Annotated in this window: 8 protein-coding genes; 3 read left to right on the top strand and 5 right to left on the bottom strand. The window is 50.8% G+C overall.

Annotated elements, in window-relative coordinates:
- The first annotated feature begins 255 nt into the window (after positions 1-255).
- Positions 256-432 carry a hypothetical protein gene (locus tag MXE41_RS02715; protein WP_247099263.1) on the top strand — a complete coding sequence of 59 codons (177 nt, stop codon included), beginning with the start codon at positions 256-258 and terminating at the stop codon, positions 430-432.
- Between the two features lie 599 nt (positions 433-1,031).
- Here the strand turns inward: MXE41_RS02715 and MXE41_RS02710 are convergent.
- Complete coding sequence (locus MXE41_RS02710) at positions 1,032-3,335, bottom strand: ROK family protein (protein WP_247099262.1); 2,304 nt, start codon at positions 3,333-3,335, stop codon at positions 1,032-1,034.
- 2,598 nt (positions 3,336-5,933) lie between these two features.
- Positions 5,934-6,107, bottom strand: coding sequence for a hypothetical protein (locus tag MXE41_RS02705; RefSeq protein ID WP_247099261.1), 174 nt, complete (start codon positions 6,105-6,107; stop codon positions 5,934-5,936).
- An 828-nt stretch (positions 6,108-6,935) separates the two neighbouring features.
- On the opposite strand from MXE41_RS02705, the gene MXE41_RS02700 reads away from it, so the two are divergent.
- Both MXE41_RS02700 and MXE41_RS02695 read left to right on the top strand, forming a co-directional pair.
- Positions 6,936-7,859 (top strand): flagellin, encoded by a 924-nt coding sequence (locus MXE41_RS02700; RefSeq protein ID WP_247099260.1) that lies wholly within the window; start codon positions 6,936-6,938, stop codon positions 7,857-7,859.
- Positions 7,860-8,642: 783 nt separating this feature from the next.
- On the top strand, positions 8,643-9,551 hold the full coding sequence (locus tag MXE41_RS02695; RefSeq protein ID WP_247099259.1) for a flagellin: 909 nt from the start codon (positions 8,643-8,645) through the stop codon (positions 9,549-9,551).
- A gap of 802 nt (positions 9,552-10,353) precedes the next feature.
- On the opposite strand, the gene MXE41_RS13045 is transcribed toward MXE41_RS02695, so the two are convergent.
- From MXE41_RS13045 to MXE41_RS02680, 3 genes are all read right to left on the bottom strand, one after another.
- On the bottom strand, positions 10,354-10,914 hold the full coding sequence (locus tag MXE41_RS13045; RefSeq protein ID WP_281503529.1) for a DapH/DapD/GlmU-related protein: 561 nt from the start codon (positions 10,912-10,914) through the stop codon (positions 10,354-10,356).
- Positions 10,915-11,331: 417 nt separating this feature from the next.
- Entirely contained in the window at positions 11,332-12,132 is an 801-nt protein-coding gene (locus tag MXE41_RS02685) for an aldo/keto reductase (RefSeq protein WP_247099258.1), read from the bottom strand.
- A gap of 1,282 nt (positions 12,133-13,414) precedes the next feature.
- On the bottom strand, positions 13,415-14,251 hold the full coding sequence (locus MXE41_RS02680; protein ID WP_281503528.1) for a DNA adenine methylase: 837 nt from the start codon (positions 14,249-14,251) through the stop codon (positions 13,415-13,417).
- Between the last annotated feature and the right edge of the window lie 3,258 nt (positions 14,252-17,509).

Below are 17,509 nucleotides of genomic sequence, written 5' to 3'. Positions count from 1 at the left end.
TGTTTAAGGCAGTCACAGCTCTTCAAGAGTCTGTAAGTGACTTGCTTTGCATGGCTTTATGGCGATTTTCTGAACTTAATCATGAAAATATGGTTAAGTGGATAAATCACAGCGCTTAAGACTGACAAAACTACAGTCAGACTGTCTTTCAGCTGTCCTGCGTTTCCTGCATGGGCAGATGAGGCTGACTGGTCTTGCTGCTCTGAATGCTATGACTGGTTCGAATGACCAGCACGCAGCGGTACTGACCAGAGCATGAGTGACGGCAAGGCCAATATCCATGACAGAGTCAGGAAACAGCTCAATGATGCCCGGGCCCGCATTCTGATTCAGTCTGCTGCCGATGAGCCTGATTGCTTATTGCGGCTGTTGGTGGTGGTGAGGTTGCGTGCGCATGCAGCCTTCATTGAAATGCTCATGGTCATGAGGTGAGGCGAATCTTGATTGGGCCTGGTATGGCAAAGAGGGCACGACGAAACGTATGCAGTTCTGTTAGTACCTTAGCACCTGTAAGGGCCATGCAGCTGGCGGGGCAACTGACCAGCCACTGACGTGTCACATACTGTGCCGATGGTTATATGACGGAGCCGGGATGGCATATGGCTGATGCCCGGTTCGGGATGCATCTGCAGGATACGCAGCATGGTCAGATGGCAGGCGGGAGGAGCTGTTGATTCTGGAGGAGCTGCAGCCCTGTGACAGGCTGGTGGAGAAACCAGTTAACAGGCGCAGGATTATGGAGTCCTGAAATGAAGACGGGCCCTGAGGGCCCGTTGGAAATGAGGTTTTGACTGTTCATTGCCATGCAATGTTGCGCAATGCAGTACAGTGCTGCGCAGCAGGTCACATACGGGGCATGAGCAGCAAGCGCGGCAGCGCAGCAGGTCACATACGGGGCATGAGCAGCAAGCGCGGCAGCGCAGCATGAGCAACATGAGCAGCGCCGCGTGCGCTCCATGCTCGGTATGTGCAGCGTGCTGTATCACAGGCTGGGAGCTCTGCACGTGAGCGCCGTGCTGTCACACCGTAGTTCAGACAGTGCTGGTGCGGCGACGGCGGCGGCGTGGTGGAGGTGGCTCACCGGCAGCTGCAGCAGCAGCTTCTTTGGCTCTGGTTCGACTTGAAGTGCGGGCTCGGGCAGAGACAGCCTCGAGTATTGCTCTGTCATTGAGTCGTGGACGGAAATTGGCCAGAGCGGCCGCCTTTTCAGCCTCTGTTTCAGCAGCGGTTGGTTTTGCGGATCTTTTCTTACCCTTGCTGCGACCATGCGGTACTGTTGAAACAAGGTCGTAGTTCTCCTCAGGATCAATGTCAGGACGGTGAGCCTCATTGATACTGGCAACTTCGGCACGGAAGCGCTTGAGGTCAGCCTTCTTTATGGTGTGAGCTGCAACCTCCTGCGGAGTAGGAGGACGTCTTGTGCCATCGGCATCAAAAGTGCCCTTATACTCGACATCAGGTGGAACAGAGGCGCTCTGTCTTTCGTTTTGCAAAGCAACACTGCCGTTGAGCTGACTTTCAGGTTCTGGCAGAGATGTTTTTCTGGATTTGAAATAGTTCTTGCCAATATCTGCTGCGCGCACCAGTTCAGACAGAGAGTGCCTGCTTTCATCAGGACTTATGTCATTATCAAAGAGTGACTGCAGGCTATTACTTGCAGGATCAGTCCCACTGTTTTTCCGTGGTGGCTTCTGCTCTCTTGCTGATAAGAGCTCTACGGTGCTTTGCCTGGGAGTGCTTTTAGAGCGGCTTTTGCCAGTTCCAGATGACTTTGCTGAAGAGGCTGTATCCTCTGCAGCCTTGGCAGCAGTACCTTCAGTCGCGCCAGTGGCACCAGTCGCGCCAGTCGCACCTGAGGCTCCAGTGGCAGCAGCGCCACTGGTCCTGGCTAATCCTGATTCAGATGGATTCGCGGCTGACAGGCTGGAACCTGCAGTTCTTGCTGCAGCTGAGTCTGCATGTTCTGGACTGACCGAGGCGCCTGCAGAGTCTGTTCGTCCTGCACCTGCTGTGGTACGACTGTTACGGTTACGGGCGGTTCCTGCTTTTTCAGAGTGCTGTTCGCTTCTGGTACCACGGTCATCAGATACGCCAAAGGATCCGTCAAAGCCGTAGTTTGGTGAGCGCATTGGACTGGTGCCAGGGCCTGGACCTGCGGTTTCCGCCTCCATCTGGAAGTTGGCAATGGTCTGGGTAACGCAGATCAGGGCAGCACCGAAGGCAGCCGGAGTGCTCTCAATGGAACCGCTGGCAACAGGGGCCACATCGGAAAATAAGGAGCGCTTGCGGGCACGGGTGTTAATCTCAGTAAGATATGGCTTGAGATAAGGGCCTACTGTGCCTCCCAGAATAATAGGGGTATCGCAGAGCATGGACAGATTATCAAGGATCATGCCCAGATACTTGAGGTAGCTTTGCAGTCTCTTTTCAGCCCTGATGTAGCGGGACTGCATGGATCTGTCGGTATAGGAAGGACCCTCATAAATACAGGTAAAGAACTCATCGAGAGTCTCAAACTCATTACCCAGAAGAGCGCTTTCACAAAGGTATGGATCGACACAGCCATCCTTGCCACAGTAGCAGCTGCGTCCCATAGGGATAAGAGTCATGTGGCCAACTTCACCGGAGCGGTTGTTCTTGCCCTGCATTAAAAAGCCGCTGGCCACAATGCCGCCGCCTACAGTGTGCGATAAAGACAGGTAGATGAAGTTGCGTTCCTTGGTAGCATAGGCCTCAGAAAGTGCACCGGAGTTGGAGTCATTGACCAGAATGATGCGGGCATTGAGGCAGCGGCCCAGAGCAGAGAAGTCTGCTGCCTGAAGACCCAGAATATGGGAGCGGCTGACCACATTGCCTGAAATAATACCCGGTACCGATACACCTACATATTCATTGAGCAGGTCTACCGAACCTGGTTGAGATTCAACAAAGTCACGGGCACGGCGGGCTACTTCCATGAAGTATTCACGTGAGTAGCTGAAAGGGAAGCTCTGCTCTTCACTGGCAATCACATTGCACATGAAGTCCATGAGAACAAAGGTCAGGGTATGGTCAGTGATGTCTATACCAAGAGAATGGGTATAGTCTTTATTGAGGATGTACTTGGTAGGAGGCTTGCCTCCGGTGGAGGGAGCTTTGCCGCCAGGAACAATGATGCGGTTCTGGCGCAGCTGCTGGGTATAGCAGGTAACGGTCTGTAAGGTCAGGTTAAAGGTCTCTACCAGCATGGGATTGGTAACATAGCCGTAGAGCAGAATCATATTGCAAATCTTGTTTGCCGGGGTACGGTTCTCGTAGGACATCCCCCAGTTAATACCGTTGATTTGTTGGGTCAATTTGCTTCTCCTGTTTCCTGAACAATGTACCTTTTTCTCTGACCGGAAAACTCTTAAATCATCACAAGCGAGCCCACTCCAAGCCCCACATCAGCAAGCCAGGCTGCCTGCCCGGCAAGGCAGCCAGCCCTGGGCTGCGCAGCCCAAGGCAGCACCAGGCCAGCGCCGCAATGGCACGTGAGCCAGCTGCTGCGTCGCCGCGCATCCTGCACTCAAGCAGGGCCAGATAAGGCCTTGCAGGCACATTATGGCTGGTGTCCTGACTTCCGGCTGCAATCTGCTGGACCATGACCACCATGCAACTTGTCGAGGCGCCTAAAGCACCAGTGCCATCGGCATGACCAGCTTCGTTAAGCTACCTGCATGAGTTGATGCAGGGCAAAGCAGGCCTGAGCACAGGGCTTAAGAACCCTGCCTGGGGCCTCGTGGGCAGAGACGCTGCAGGCACTGGCACAACGCAGCCTCTTTGCTGAGCTGGAGATTATGCTGTAGAGCCACTGGCATATCGTGCAGCCTGGGCATATGACCTCTTAAATCAGTCTGCAGCCTGGTGCTGGCAGCTTCCCAGGATCATGATGTGGGGCGGCCTTGTGGCTGCGGTACGTGTGGATGTGGCACGTGTGGATGCGTGCCTGAGCTTCAAGGCGTATGACTGTAGCGGCGTCTGTTGATGACAGGCACACCAGAACAGCATAAGTAGCCGTCATGGTTTCAGTGGCTGCAGCAAGTGCTGTCACGCCACAGTGCTACTGTAAACTCAGTGGCATGGGGACAGCATCATTGTCCTGTACCTGAAGCATGTGAACAGAACTGTGGGAGCAGCTCTGTCAGGGGTAATGTCCAGAGCAGTATATGAAGGTACTCCGGAGTGTCACTTGCAGTATGTAGCGATCCCTGATGTCATGGGAGCTGATTCATTCCTGCCTCAGGGCGGCAAGGTAAAAATAATATTCTTTAATGTCTGATAGGAGACTGAGCAGCAGGGACAGCTGCATCAAATGAAAAACTGTTTCTGTAAAAGATCCTGGGCTGACCTGGCCGGGCCGAAGCTCTCATGGGCGTGCATGCATGCACGCGTGCTTTTATTCGTGTCACGGCTGATCTGCTGCTAAGGCAAATGACCACATGTAAGGACAGATGAGCACAAGGAGTTCAGATAATAAATGCAGGATGCTCCTGTATGTAATGCCACATACCGGTCGAAGGCGGCCCGTCAGGCAGCATTGCCTTTGGCCTGGGGCGTGGCCTGGGCCTGTTGCTCAGACCATCAGCTCAAGCGGACGTCATCGAGCATAAGCTCAGTGTGTGACTGCCCAGCTGGCAGCATGGCCATTCTACGCATACTGAAGATACCGTAGACTCCAGGTAAACAAATCCTGAAGATGTGCCTGGAGTTGAAGAGCAGGGCGGCATCAGCTTATAACCCATATCGTGCCTGCTAAGCCGCCTCGCCTGGTGCGGCAGTGCCTGGCACAGTAGTACAGATACAGGGGGCTGTTGATAATGAGCCGATGGGGCCATGGTCTGGCAGAACACAGTGACCGCAATACGTTCGGTGCAGCCATATCAAAGCTCGGCAATGGCGCAAATGCGCGGCCTTGCTCTGGCATTATATGCTTTTTCCTTCCTTACGTACGTTACTTAACGTTAAATATTTGATTAAGCTGCCACGCAACAGTCATTGCCAGGGCCAATATCACGCTCATAAATCGAGCAGAAACGCAGTATCAAAAAATGAAAAACGATGATCGAAAAAGACAGCCGTTAAACATCCAGCATGCACTTGATAATACCATATTTATCAGCTCTTACGCTGGGCAGGCCACAGCTGTCTCCCACACGCTGACCCTGAATCTGACATGCATCCTGAGGTGAATTTCATACTTGTGCGTATTGTCTAATTACAGTTGAGCAACCTCTCCTCCAGACAGCCTGATCCTGACTTAATCAGATGATGCCGCAGAGCACATGTCCATGGGATTATCGAGACATAATCAGCCATGTGCCACCTCATGAAGCAATACTAAAGAGCGAATCAGCGTACCAGCTGCTCCTTTGGCTGTCGCGCCAGCAATACCATGGAGCACCGTGACGACAGCAGGGGCAGCGTATTGCTGGTAAAGGCAATGCCGAATGATAAAGGCAGGCCGGGCAGTGCCGGGCAGTGCAGGTCAAATCTGAGCAGGCCCAAAGGCGGGTTCCTGCAAGGCAGAGGCATTACAAGCAGGTATGCGAGCCTGTATCAGCCACAGTAAGATGCCTTACAGGCTGTTTTAGCAGGCTGGCCAGATCTGACCTGCAGGCTGGAAAACTCTATTGCAGCCATGAACAGGGAATCTAAAGCTGGTTATAAGTACCAGCGTATGCCGTGAGTGCCGTGCAGTAAGGAGCAGAAGTGTGAACGGACCGCCTCAGCGTGGAAACTCGTGGTGCAGCGTGCTGTGGCGAGGCATTTCTTGGCGATGCATTGCAAGGCATGGCGTGCCGAGGGTGGCGGGGAATGGCGTGGCGAGGACAGCAGGGAATGGCATTTGCGCTTGTGGACTGAAGAACCCTGCATCTGCCACAGGTTTAAGACAAGCCACAAAACAGCGGAACTCAGAGGGGATGCGCCGGTTTTGGCAAATGGGCATTGTGACGGCCACAGTGAAGCGTATCGATGGGGGGCGCAAAAATGTTGTAAAAATCCTGATAAAAATCATAGTTACTACCTTTGACATCAGGAATGGCTTTTTCACGCGTAATAACGATGATCATTAATGTAAATAACATGTAAATATTTACCTATGTGACATTTTGGGCTGGCAAAGGCCTTGCTTGCGCCATTTTCAGACGAAAAACAACATGGTCACACACACTGGCCATGGTACAGAAGAAAAACGTTCCTGAAACAAACATCAACAATCAAAAAGATTGTCCTTGCCTAAGCCCTCTGCCCTGAGCATGCCATACCACAGCTCGTGATCACAGCCTGTGGTCACATCCTGTGCCCACAGCCCATGACCTCCGTTGCCTTAAGCCACTAATCTGGGCTACAAAGCAGCGGCAAGTGCAATACCGCCCTGAAGCCATCATGGCTCAGGCACATTGGTCTATGTCTCATGGCTTGCGGTAAGAGCACAGTTGACCTGAAGCCTGTTATCAGTTGACTGAAGCTGAGATCTGAATTGCAGACAGCAGCCAGATGCCAGCTGCCTGGCCTAAGGCATGAGCATAAGACCATATTCATGGCCTGGTATGAGCAGACCACAATCATGGCAGCATACCAAAGGTTGAGTGCTGCAGCTGCTGGGGCTACGGCCGCATCATATGCAGCTATGGCCATGGACTTGATAGGCAGGCGCGCAATAAGCCCGATGGGATACGCCCCCATAGCCATACGGGGGAGAGGCAGGTGTCAGATGAAATACGGCACGACTGCAGTCCTGTGGTGGCACGGTTGAGACCGCAGCGGCATGACTGCATGCCAGTTGTGATATGACTGCAGGCTGTGGTGGCATGACAGCAAGAACCGTAGTAATGGGCAGGCTGTTATGGCTGAAAGAGTGAAGTTGATGATGTTTCCGGGATGCTTCTTATCAGAAGTGGAGAGAAAGACAAATGGCACTTTACGTAAATACGAACGTCAGCTCACTCAACGGACAAAGGAAGCTGATGAATGCCACTAACAGCCTGAATGTCTCCTACCAGAGACTGTCTTCCGGCCTGCGCATCAACTCTGCAAAGGATGATGCAGCCGGTCTGCAGATATCTGATCGCCTGACTTCACAAATCAACGGCCTCAATCAGGGCAACCGTAACACCAATGACGGCATCGCCCTTGCGCAGACCATTGAAGGTGCCCTGGACGAAACCACCAACATGCTCCAGCGCATCCGCGTGCTGGCAGTTCAGTCAGCAAACGGCACCAACTCTGAGAATGACCGTAAAGCCCTCCAGGAGGAGGTCACTCAGCTGTCCCAGGAAATCACCCGTATTGCCAATCAGACTACTTTTGCAGGTCAGACTGTATTGCAGGGTAAAGCTAAGGGCATGATTCCTCAAAACGGTACGCTGACCTTTCAGGTAGGCGCTAATGCCGGCAATACCCTGGCCTTAAACTGGGCATCAGCGTTTACATTAAGTGGCATCGCTTCACAGGCGGGTATTACAGATGCCCAGCAAAAGGATAAGTCAAAGGGACTGGTTGAAGATGGTCCGACTAATGGAAAGTACATAAGGTTTGGCATATCAACTGCTGACATGGCAACAAAGACACTGACAAATATTGACTCTATGATTCAGGCAGTTGATTCGAAGCGTGCTGGGCTTGGTGCTTTACAAAATAGAATGGAAAGTACTATTAGAAATCAGGCAAATATCTCGGAAAATCAGTCCGATGCCCGCAGCCGCATAAGGGACACAGACTTTGCCGCTGAGACTGCCGCTCTCACCCAGAACAACATTATTCAGCAGTCCTCTCAGACCGTGCTGGCCCAGGCTAACCAGCGTCCGGTTATAGCCCTTGCGCTGCTGGGACGCTGATACAGGCATAACAGTCTCATCATTCTTCTCTCATATCTCAAAGGCGGGGCACCCCGCCTTTTTTGCGTCTGCATTTTGCCATGAGGAGGAGTAGCGGTTGACGTTGAGTCCGCCCGGATTCCAGGAGATTCAGGTCGACTACAGCAAGGGAAAAGCATTTAGATTAACACGCGTCTTTCAATGAATGTATTTATGATTCAGTGCCGAAATATGCGGCCTGCTGCAGCGATTTCTGCCGTTTGCGGCAATTTGTGCCGTAATGTAAGTATGGCAGTTGTCAAACTGATGACGTAAGAAGTTTGATTTGCCTGTAAATGCCTTAAACATCGTGCTTGTGAATGATTTGCGTGGTAAGTAAAGACCAATATCCGGGAGGCAGTGGCTTGAGCCTTAATTCTTAGAGAAGCGCATAAATAAGACATTTTAGCTGCAGCCGAGGGGATAGAGAGTCACTCAGGGTGATGGTCGTTATTTGTGGAGAGATATCGCGCCTGATGGGAGCATGCATCGTCATATTAATCAGTATTAACCTGTATTACAGGCGCTTTTCTTGAAGCAGACCAGTTCGTTTGTGCGTGCTATGACGCATCTATATCGTGTTCTTGTGCGTAAAATGTCATATGCACTGTCTAAAATATGACACTTTGGCAAAGAGCTTGCTGATGGCTGATTAACAAAAGATACTGTCCTGGAGCTGTCCGGGCATGACCTGAGGAGCGTATGTATTTGCTCTCAGGTATGAGAGAAATCAGAAAACATAATGATTTAGAGAGAGAGTAGAATATGGCACTTTACGTAAATACGAACGTCAGTTCCATTAATGCGCAACGCAAATTAAGCAATGCAACCCTTAATCTGAACGTCTCCTATCAGCGCCTTTCCTCAGGTCTGAGAATCAATTCTGCCAAGGATGACGCCGCAGGTCTGCAGATTTCCGACCGTTTAACTACTCAGATTAATGGCTTAAATCAGGGTAACCGCAACACCAACGACGGTATCGCCCTTGCCCAGACCATTGAAGGTGCTCTGGACGAAACCACCAACATGCTGCAGCGTATCCGTGTACTGGCCGTACAGTCTGCCAACGGTACTAACTCTGCTGCAGACCGCAAGGCACTTCAGGAAGAAGTAACTCAGCTGTCTGCTGAAATTTCCCGTATTGCCAAGCAGACTACTTTTGCCGGACAGGTTGTTCTCGACGGCGCAAAGGCAGGTCTTATTCCTGCTGATGGCAAGCTGGTATTCCAGGTAGGTGCTAATGCTGGAAACACTCTGTCACTTCAGTGGTCACAGGCATTCCATTTAAGTGGCATTCTCACCCAGGCTAATGTTAAGGCTGAAGTTAAATCCGGCTTTACCAAGGTAGGTAATGGTGATAACTCCCTAAGATTTACCATTTCAACTGCCTCTCGTGCTACTTATGTTCTCGAAAATATTGATAAGCTGATTCAGGCTGTAGACTCCAAGCGTGCCAACCTGGGTGCTCTCCAAAATCGAATGGAAAGCACTATCCGTAACCAGGCCAATATTTCTGAGAATCAGTCCGATGCCCGTAGCCGCATCAGAGACACAGACTTCGCCTCTGAGACTGCAGCTCTGACCCAGAACAACATCATTCAGCAGGCTTCCCAGTCTGTGCTTGCCCAGGCTAACCAGCGTCCAACCATCGCTTTGAGCCTGTTAGGCAGATAAATACAGCAAATTGTTTCTTTTCTCTCATTATCAATAAGGCGGGATAACCCGCCTTTTTGTGCTCCGTACACATCGAAGCATATAAATAATGTTTTTCTGGAGGCAGACAGTCAACATTTGCATTCTCGCCGGTACTTCCGTACCCATGGACTGTCATAAAGAAGCGTAAGCGGGTGTTACTGAGTAATAGAAAAGACTGCTAGGCGCTGTATGATCATCCAATCAAAGGCACAAAGCTGTGCATTGCACTGCAATGAACTGCAATGCACTGTACTGCTGGGCCCTGAAACAATAAAGCCCGGAAATCCGGACTTTATAAGTACTTTATAAAATAATTAGTATGGTATATATCTTTGAAAGTCATGGGCCAGCATGACAGCGCAGCTGTTTGCAGGGCGGAAATGCCTGAGACAGTAAGATGCAGTGCGGAAATGTCCGAGCAAGTATGTTGCAGGGCTGAACACGACGGTCAGTGTTAGTGGCACAGGAAAAGCCATGGTAGGACAGGTCATAAGCAGCATAAATTGACCTCTTACATGTGTCTGTCATTAACAACAACATCATCATTATCATCAAGATGAAATGCGCCTGTGCTGCAAAACAAAGGTTTTATAGAGCATCATCATGTGCTGTTGTTGCCTGATTTTCTGCATTAGCGTTCATGAGGTGATTCATAAAAACATGGCCGTCCAAGTCGCAGTCGATGTGCGCTCTCTGGCAGCATGACTCAAAGACGATAAGCAGTCGACTTCAGGGGGATACCGCCTGGGGTTGTGAGAGTGTTGAGCGTGATGCTGCTGTCTTATTCTTCAGGTGGAATTTGCTTGATGATACGTGCCGGTACGCCACCAACTATGGTCATTGCCGGGACGTCTTTGGTGACTACAGCTCCAGCGGCCACGATGGCGCCATCTCCGATGGTTACACCTGAGGTTATGGTTGCATTAGCTCCAATCCATACGTTTTTTCCAATCACAACAGGGGCTGGAATGAGCTCCTGACGGTGAGAAGGTCGCTGATCGTGGTCAAGTGTGGCGATTACTACTTTATGACCAATTAAGGTGCCCTCGCCAATGGTAATTCCGCCCTGATCCTGAAAATGGCAGCCACCGTTGATAAAGACGTTACGTTCAACAGTGATGTTCTGGCCATAGTCGGTGTAAAAAGGAGGGAAGAGACAAAAGCCTTCTCCCACCTCGCGGCCTGTCAGTTCTGAAAACAGACGGACAACCTCCTCTGGCTCATGCCATGTAGCATTGAGCTCAGCGGTAAGCTTAAGTGCACGCTGAGCTGACTGGCGCATGTAGATATGCAGCGGTAATCCAAGCTCGGCTGCCCTTTTTTCCAGTTCGTCAAATCCCATATTCATTCCTCACTGATTATTGCTGCAATTTTGAACTCAAAGAGATGCGTATGCGGTTGACCCGTGTCCAGGTGCCATTTGTGACAGAGCCATTGCCTCACAGGAAACGGCCATATTCATGCCCGTATGGTGATGTCCTTACGGAAGTTCCGACGGGGACAGGTATACGGCAATGCCCACAGAAAAGGGCATACGCAAGTGCCGACAGGCATGGGCATACGTATAGGCCGACAGGCATGGGCATACGCAAGTGCCGACAGGCCTGGGTATACGTATATGCCACAGGTACGAGCATACGGAAATGCCGACAGGTATTGGCTTATGCTAATGCCCACGGGTATGGGCAAACGTATGTGCCCGTATTAGGGACGAGCTTGTCGCGGCTGCATGTGGGCCTGTCAGATTCTGTGGAGCTTATCAGTACCAGCTGAACAGCGACTTTCCTTCATCAAGCGTTTTTATAGCCTCGATATCATCATGGCTGAGCTTCAGCTCAAGACTGAGCATGTTCTTGATCATATGCTCAGGGTTGAGCGTTCTGGGGATGACGGCTATACCCTGAGAAATAAGATAAGCGAGTACTATCTGAGCCGGAGTGCTGTCATAACGCAGAGCAATTTGCTTTAGCAAAGGCTCATCAAAGACTTTCCTTTCTCCGCTGGTAAAAGGACTCCATGACTGGAACACGGTTCCATGGCGGGCAAGCAGCTGCTTATAGCCCAGCTGCGCGTGGTAGATATGCGATTCCATCTGGTTTACGGCTGGAATTATTCCGCAACGCTCAATAAATGAAAGATAAGCCTCCTCTCTGAAGTTGGAGATGCCTATGCTTCTTACCATGCCATTGTTCAGTGCTTCCCTGAGCGCCTTATACATCTGATCAGAGTTACTGTAATTCTCATGAATGAGCATGAGGTCAATGTAATCACACTGCAGGTTGCGCAGCGAGAGCTCTATGCCTCGACAGGCCTTGTCATAGCTGTTTGAGCGGCTGTCGAGCTTGGTGGTAATAAAAAACTCGCTGCGGCTAAGACCACTTTGCTGCACTGCCTCACCGACAATATCTTCATTTTCATACATGTGGGCTGTGTCAATCAGTCGATAGCCTGCTTCAATGGCATAGTGCAGAGCTCTCAGTCCGGCTTTGCCCCTGACCTCCCAGGTGCCATAGCCAAGAACTGGCATCTCAATGCCGTTATTTAGAGTCAGATACTTCATAGAGCTCTCCGTGCCAGCAAATTCTGTTTAGTATCATAAGCTTTCCAGGTACTGCAGTTAAGTTTTGAACCAATACTGTTTAATTTGACATCACAAACTCACTGCCCATGGGGCAGAATGGCATAACTATGGTGCAAGCCTTGTCAGGCATTGTGGCTCTATCAGAATTCCAGCAGCTACCGGTTTTACTGAAATGACCGACAGTGCCTGATAACGGTCCCCGCAGTCACTAATGGTGAAGCTATGCAGTCGGCCACACCCACCTGTCACAAGGTTGCCGTGCATCCCTGGCAGCGCATGACTTACAGACTCCCCAGCCCTCATGGAGTACAGCTGGAGCTGGCCAAAATGACATACACACTGCATCGGCATTACAGACAGCATGGCAGTATGGCCGTATGGCAGTATGGTGCTCCTGCATATCATATGAGAGGCCCTGCAGCTTAAAGCATCAAGCCATCAGCTCTCCTGCAGGCAGTTGCAGTACAGCAGCACCTTTTCTTATGAGATGGCAGAGCCAGAGTTTTGGCCGCAGGCTGCAGCATGCAGCCTGCGAGCTGAGATCCTAAGGATATGTCTGAGTTGAGTTGATTTAGTCTGGGGTACCTTGATATAGCTCTCCGGGGCAGGTCTTTATCCAGGCAAATATCGTGAACCAGTAAACATAGATGAAGTATTCAGTGTTATTAATCTACAATATATTTTACAAAGCAATCTGTATCAGTATTGCTTTGATGGCATATGCGTCGTACATATGGTTTTACAGAGCATGTTAAGCGTATTTACCAAATATGCAGCTGCGTTGAACGTCATCATCAACGAACAACTCGTATTGGCGACTTCTCCCCCATTGCACAAGGCGCATTTCATACCAGTGTAATGGCGGACATTATTCTCTCTACACAAAATACTTTATAAAGAAAGATGAACGTTAAACCATGAAGTATTAACGCACAGATTGATTGCTGAGTAATCCGTCTGCATGGCAGTGTGTCTGGGATTAGCCATGGGGTTAGAGCGAGGGTAAGATTTGGACTGGGATGACTGCAAAATCAGTTTTAGAATCTACAGAGAGTGATGAGGTCTGTAAGATGAGCAGTCAGCTGCAGCAGTGCTGTCGCTGTCGCTGACTTTGCAGGCAGATATGGCTCTGCCTGAGGTGGGATGCTGGACAGGTATGGCTGGCATGGCCGGACCGGCTGTTCAGCTATGGCAGGGGCTGTCCTGGCTGCTGAACAGATAAAGCATGGCCATGGCCAGGCATTATGTGGTATGGGCAGTATTATTTGTAGTTACGGACAACGACCTCCTGTACCACGTTGCGCTTATCGCTGTTGGCGCTGATATTACGTCTTACGTTGACCAGAGTGATGTTGTAGTCATTATAGAGATCAAGGATAAAGTCGGTGGCGGAGTTGGAGAGCATGAACTTTACGCCACGGCTGGTGAGAAAGTCGCAGCACTCCTTGAGCTTAACCTGATGCTCACGATTGAAACCGTCCTTGGCGTAGCTGGTGAAGCTTGAGGTTACAGTGAGCGGATCGTATGGAGGATCGAGGTAAACAAAAGCACCTTCAGGGGCTCTTGTCATGGTGTCCTCAAAGCTTTCATTGCAGATAGTGATGTCACGGCTGTTGAAGAACTCACTGGCAGCACGCAGGGTTTGTTCATTTACAAAGTTTGGGTTCTTGTATTTGCCGTAGGGAGTGTTGTACTGATTGCGCTTGTTCACACGGTACAGGCCATTGAAGCAGGTACGGTTGAGGTACAGGGTACGGGCAGCCAGCTGCAGAGGGCTAAGCCTTGAAAAGGCCTCTGCATCACGGTCAAGATTGCGTATGTTGTAATAGAACTCTTCCGTGTTCTCGTAGGATTTCAGCTCAGCAATAAGACTTTCAACATCATCCCTGATTATTTTGTAGGTATTGATGAGCTCTGAGTTGATGTCATTGACAATGGCCGTCTGCGGAGCAATGGCAAAGAGCACTGCGGCGCCACCCATGAAAGGCTCGACATAAGTAGTCCACTGAGCAGGAATTAGAGGCATGAGCTCCGGTAACAGCGTGCGTTTACCTCCAGCCCACTTCACAACTGGGGCAGCTTCATTCTGGATTGGCATGACATCTCCTGCAGATAATAAAAACACCAGCTTTCAGTAGGGCATCTATTATACGGAAAATGTCACAAATTTGTGCCTAAGGTCGATAATTACGCCCATTGTCAGGCAAAGAGCCATGCCTGACCTCATCTTGTGAACTCATCAACACCCTGGATACGGACCTCACCAGTACCGATCCTGGGCCATCATGCTTATACTCTCCTTGCACCTTACGCACTGACAGCAAGGTTTAACCTGAGCGGCATTGAGCAGCATTGATCGGCAGTGCTGTCAGCTCGGGATGCGGTGCATTTTCCCAGTACAGAACTGCAATTCCTGCCTGCCTGGCACTGCCCTGCTCTGCCGTGCCCTGTCTGCCTGGTGCCCAGAGTTCTGTTGTCTCAGACTGTAAGCTGGCCTGACAGTCAGGGGCTCTTTACCCTTTTAATCACGAATCTTGAAGCTCAAATCTAAGAACTCTCTGCACAGCACTCACTGCCCATAACTGTCTGCCCAGAGATGTCCTCCCAGAGCTGACTGTTCATCAGCTGCGGATGCAGCTGTCCTCCAGATATCAATTACCCGAGCTTCTTTACCTGACCTTCATTTTGCTGGTGAGCAGTCATCAGGCATTGTTCGCATCAGCTAAGAGCTGGTCAGAGCCATGTGTTCAAAGCACAGCCTTTAGAGCCGGGCTCAGCCTCCCCAGGCAGCTGTGAGCTTATGGGCTCAGCTGAGCAGTCCACATCAAGGCATACTCATATGCCCCTTTCCGATGAAATCATGGCCTGCGCTGAGTGCAGGTCAAGAAGTTCTACAAGGCTTTCCATCAAACCTGCAGTGGTATGGGCATACATGACCATGGTATCAAACTGCACAGACAACTTTAGCTGCTGCAGAATCAGCGGAAGCTGCAGCTGCCACGTCTGCCGATGCCGCTGCCACAGCCGCCACTGCTACCGCTGCTGTCGCTGTGGCTGCCGCTTCATGCAGAGGGTACGGGACAGACGCGTATTGCCAAACGTACAGGCCGTAGCCCATGGCCCTGTCATACGAAAGGGGCATGAGCCCGCTCAGATACGAATATCTGCCTGAGATGCGTCCATGATATTGCGGTTGGTGCAGGTGGACGCATAGCTGGTCAGATCATTGTCAGCGTCAGGATCTGCCTGTCATGGGTGGGAGTCCGTTCCATAATTGGGCAAAAATATTTTCCTGAGGTCCTGAATCTGGCCTGCGGATGCCTGTTGGAGCATTGATGTGTGGCATTCGTGGAAACTGGTACTTTTGGGTGTGATGTGTGAGTCGTTGGCTTGTTTAAGCCAAAAGGTAATAATCTGTGGACTGGCCCTCAGCGGGATGGCTGTGTCATGACTCAGGGGGTTGCACTGTAATGGTGCCGGGCTGTTGGACTGATACTGTCATGGGGCAAAGGTCAGACAGATAAAGGGCTCATGATACGATTCCATAAAGTTTTAATTTTGTGTGACTGAATAAATCGGGCTGCCATGAGTATTTGCTCAGGCGGCTTTGCTTTTTCAGGTGGTTAACAAAAGCTGACCATAATGTGGTCACACCACCTGCAGTCACTGGGCGTGTCAGTCTGACAGCTGCAGGCAGTACCGCAGGTGCTGCCCGGCTGTCCGACCGTAGTTTGCCAGGCCACCCATCACGAACACCACTGATGAGGAAACTTTGTCTGACTATAGTCTTCAGTATGCCGCGCCCCACAAAATCTCTTTTACTTCCCAGAGCCTGTCTGGACAGACCTCTGTCCTGATAAGGCCCTCTCAAACAACATAAGGGATAACAGTCAAAGACTATAAGCCATGCCCACAGCCATGACATATGACAGTGCCAGTGCGGCATAGCCAGAGACAGCATAAGCTGTGGCTGCAATGCATCCCGCAAGCTGACCGCAGCTCCTGTAAATGAAATGACGATCCTGCTGACATGACGCCCTGCCGAACTGACTGTCCTGACCCAGCTCCCAGCATGGTTGGCAGTCTCAGGGCGGAGCTCAGTCACATGCAGGCAAGGCTTCAGCCATTGCGCTGCCTGCAGCTGCCTGTTGGCAGCTGTTGCAGTGTCAGTATGACCATTACTGGTCGGTGAGTGCATGCTGAGCTTGCTGAGGCTTCTGCACCACAGGCCTCATGGTTGATGTCTTCCAGTTCCGTGCCAGGCTCAGCAGCCAGCTGTTTTGCAGCATGTGCAGGTGCCAGTGGGTGCCAGCCTGCGTGCCTGCCGGGCCGTAAGGCTCACAGGGACAATGGACACAGTCCTGACCTGGCGAGCTTTACAGTAAGCCCGATTGAGCCGCAGTTCTGACATTGCGTCACCACAGGTAAAAGCATCTGCTTACTGCTTGCGGCTCACAGATTTATGGCAGTGACTCATGATCAGTTGGATTTCAGGTTTCATCATGAGCTTGTCCGGTTCCTGCTGTCTGCCGGTCTTTATCAGTTTGTCAGACGAGTGAAAGGAACTGTCGAGGCTGAGAGGCTTTGCTTGAAGCTTGAAACTTGAAGCTTGAAGATGGCAAAAAGCCACTCTTTGAGCTCAATGCCCCAGCGCTGATGCAGCTGTTAAGACAGCTGCAATAACAGCTCCTGTCCTTTGCAGGTTATGCGGCCTCATGGTCGGACATCCTGCACAGGCAGGCATTTTCAGCAGCATTATCGTTTGCTGGCTGCTGATAAAAGCAGGATATGCTCATCGAAACCGTGTGCTGAATATGCTTTGCAAAAGTAAGGTATAAGCATCTGCCTTATTGCTGCACAGACCAGCTGGTCAACTGTTCAATGCTGCAGATTTTGCTTTTGCAGCAGCGGCTGATCTAAGTGAGCTTGCATTGCATGGGACTTACGTCATGCGTTGCATTTAACTTCAGCATGCTGAGTGCTCCAGCATGATATAAGCTGGGAATGCACTGCGCAGGGGAATAGCTGCGTCGTTATGCTGTAATACTCTACTGCAGATGATGCTTTACAAATCATATTGCATAGCAGCATTTGATTATGAGCCAACAGGAGCCTGCAAGCAGTCTTACCAGCTTGCTCAAAGGCTAAAACAAAGGCAAAGGCATAATCCAAACTGCAGTGCAGTGGGGTGCAGAGCAGTGTTGTCATGCTGGCTTGCTAAGGCATAAAGTCTGAAGTCACAAGCTTATGGGCTGCATACAGGCTACTGAAGCTGTCTTATGCATTCCTGGCAGTCATGAGCAGCCTGCAAAAGTCTGGCGTGTTCAGTTGCCTTTGAGGCGGAAGTCTTTCGCTG

Source organism: Anaerobiospirillum sp. NML120449 (assembly GCF_023051105.1).
In the GTDB taxonomy this organism is placed as follows: Bacteria; Pseudomonadota; Gammaproteobacteria; order Enterobacterales; family Succinivibrionaceae; genus Anaerobiospirillum.
Note: the sequence above shows the minus strand (reverse complement) of the source record. Positions and strands in the feature narration are given on the sequence as shown.

Excerpts from the sequence above, each read along its gene's own strand:
- MXE41_RS02680 (WP_281503528.1), bottom strand. The coding sequence starts at position 14,251 with ATGCCAATCCAGAATGAAGCTGCCCCAGTTGTGAAGTGGGCTGGAGGT.
- MXE41_RS02715 (WP_247099263.1), top strand. The coding sequence starts at position 256 with ATGAGTGACGGCAAGGCCAATATCCATGACAGAGTCAGGAAACAGCTC.
- MXE41_RS02695 (WP_247099259.1), top strand. The coding sequence starts at position 8,643 with ATGGCACTTTACGTAAATACGAACGTCAGTTCCATTAATGCGCAACGC.
- MXE41_RS02700 (WP_247099260.1), top strand. The coding sequence starts at position 6,936 with ATGGCACTTTACGTAAATACGAACGTCAGCTCACTCAACGGACAAAGG.
- MXE41_RS02685 (WP_247099258.1), bottom strand. The coding sequence starts at position 12,132 with ATGAAGTATCTGACTCTAAATAACGGCATTGAGATGCCAGTTCTTGGC.
- MXE41_RS13045 (WP_281503529.1), bottom strand. The coding sequence starts at position 10,914 with ATGGGATTTGACGAACTGGAAAAAAGGGCAGCCGAGCTTGGATTACCG.
- MXE41_RS02705 (WP_247099261.1), bottom strand. The coding sequence starts at position 6,107 with ATGTTATTTACATTAATGATCATCGTTATTACGCGTGAAAAAGCCATT.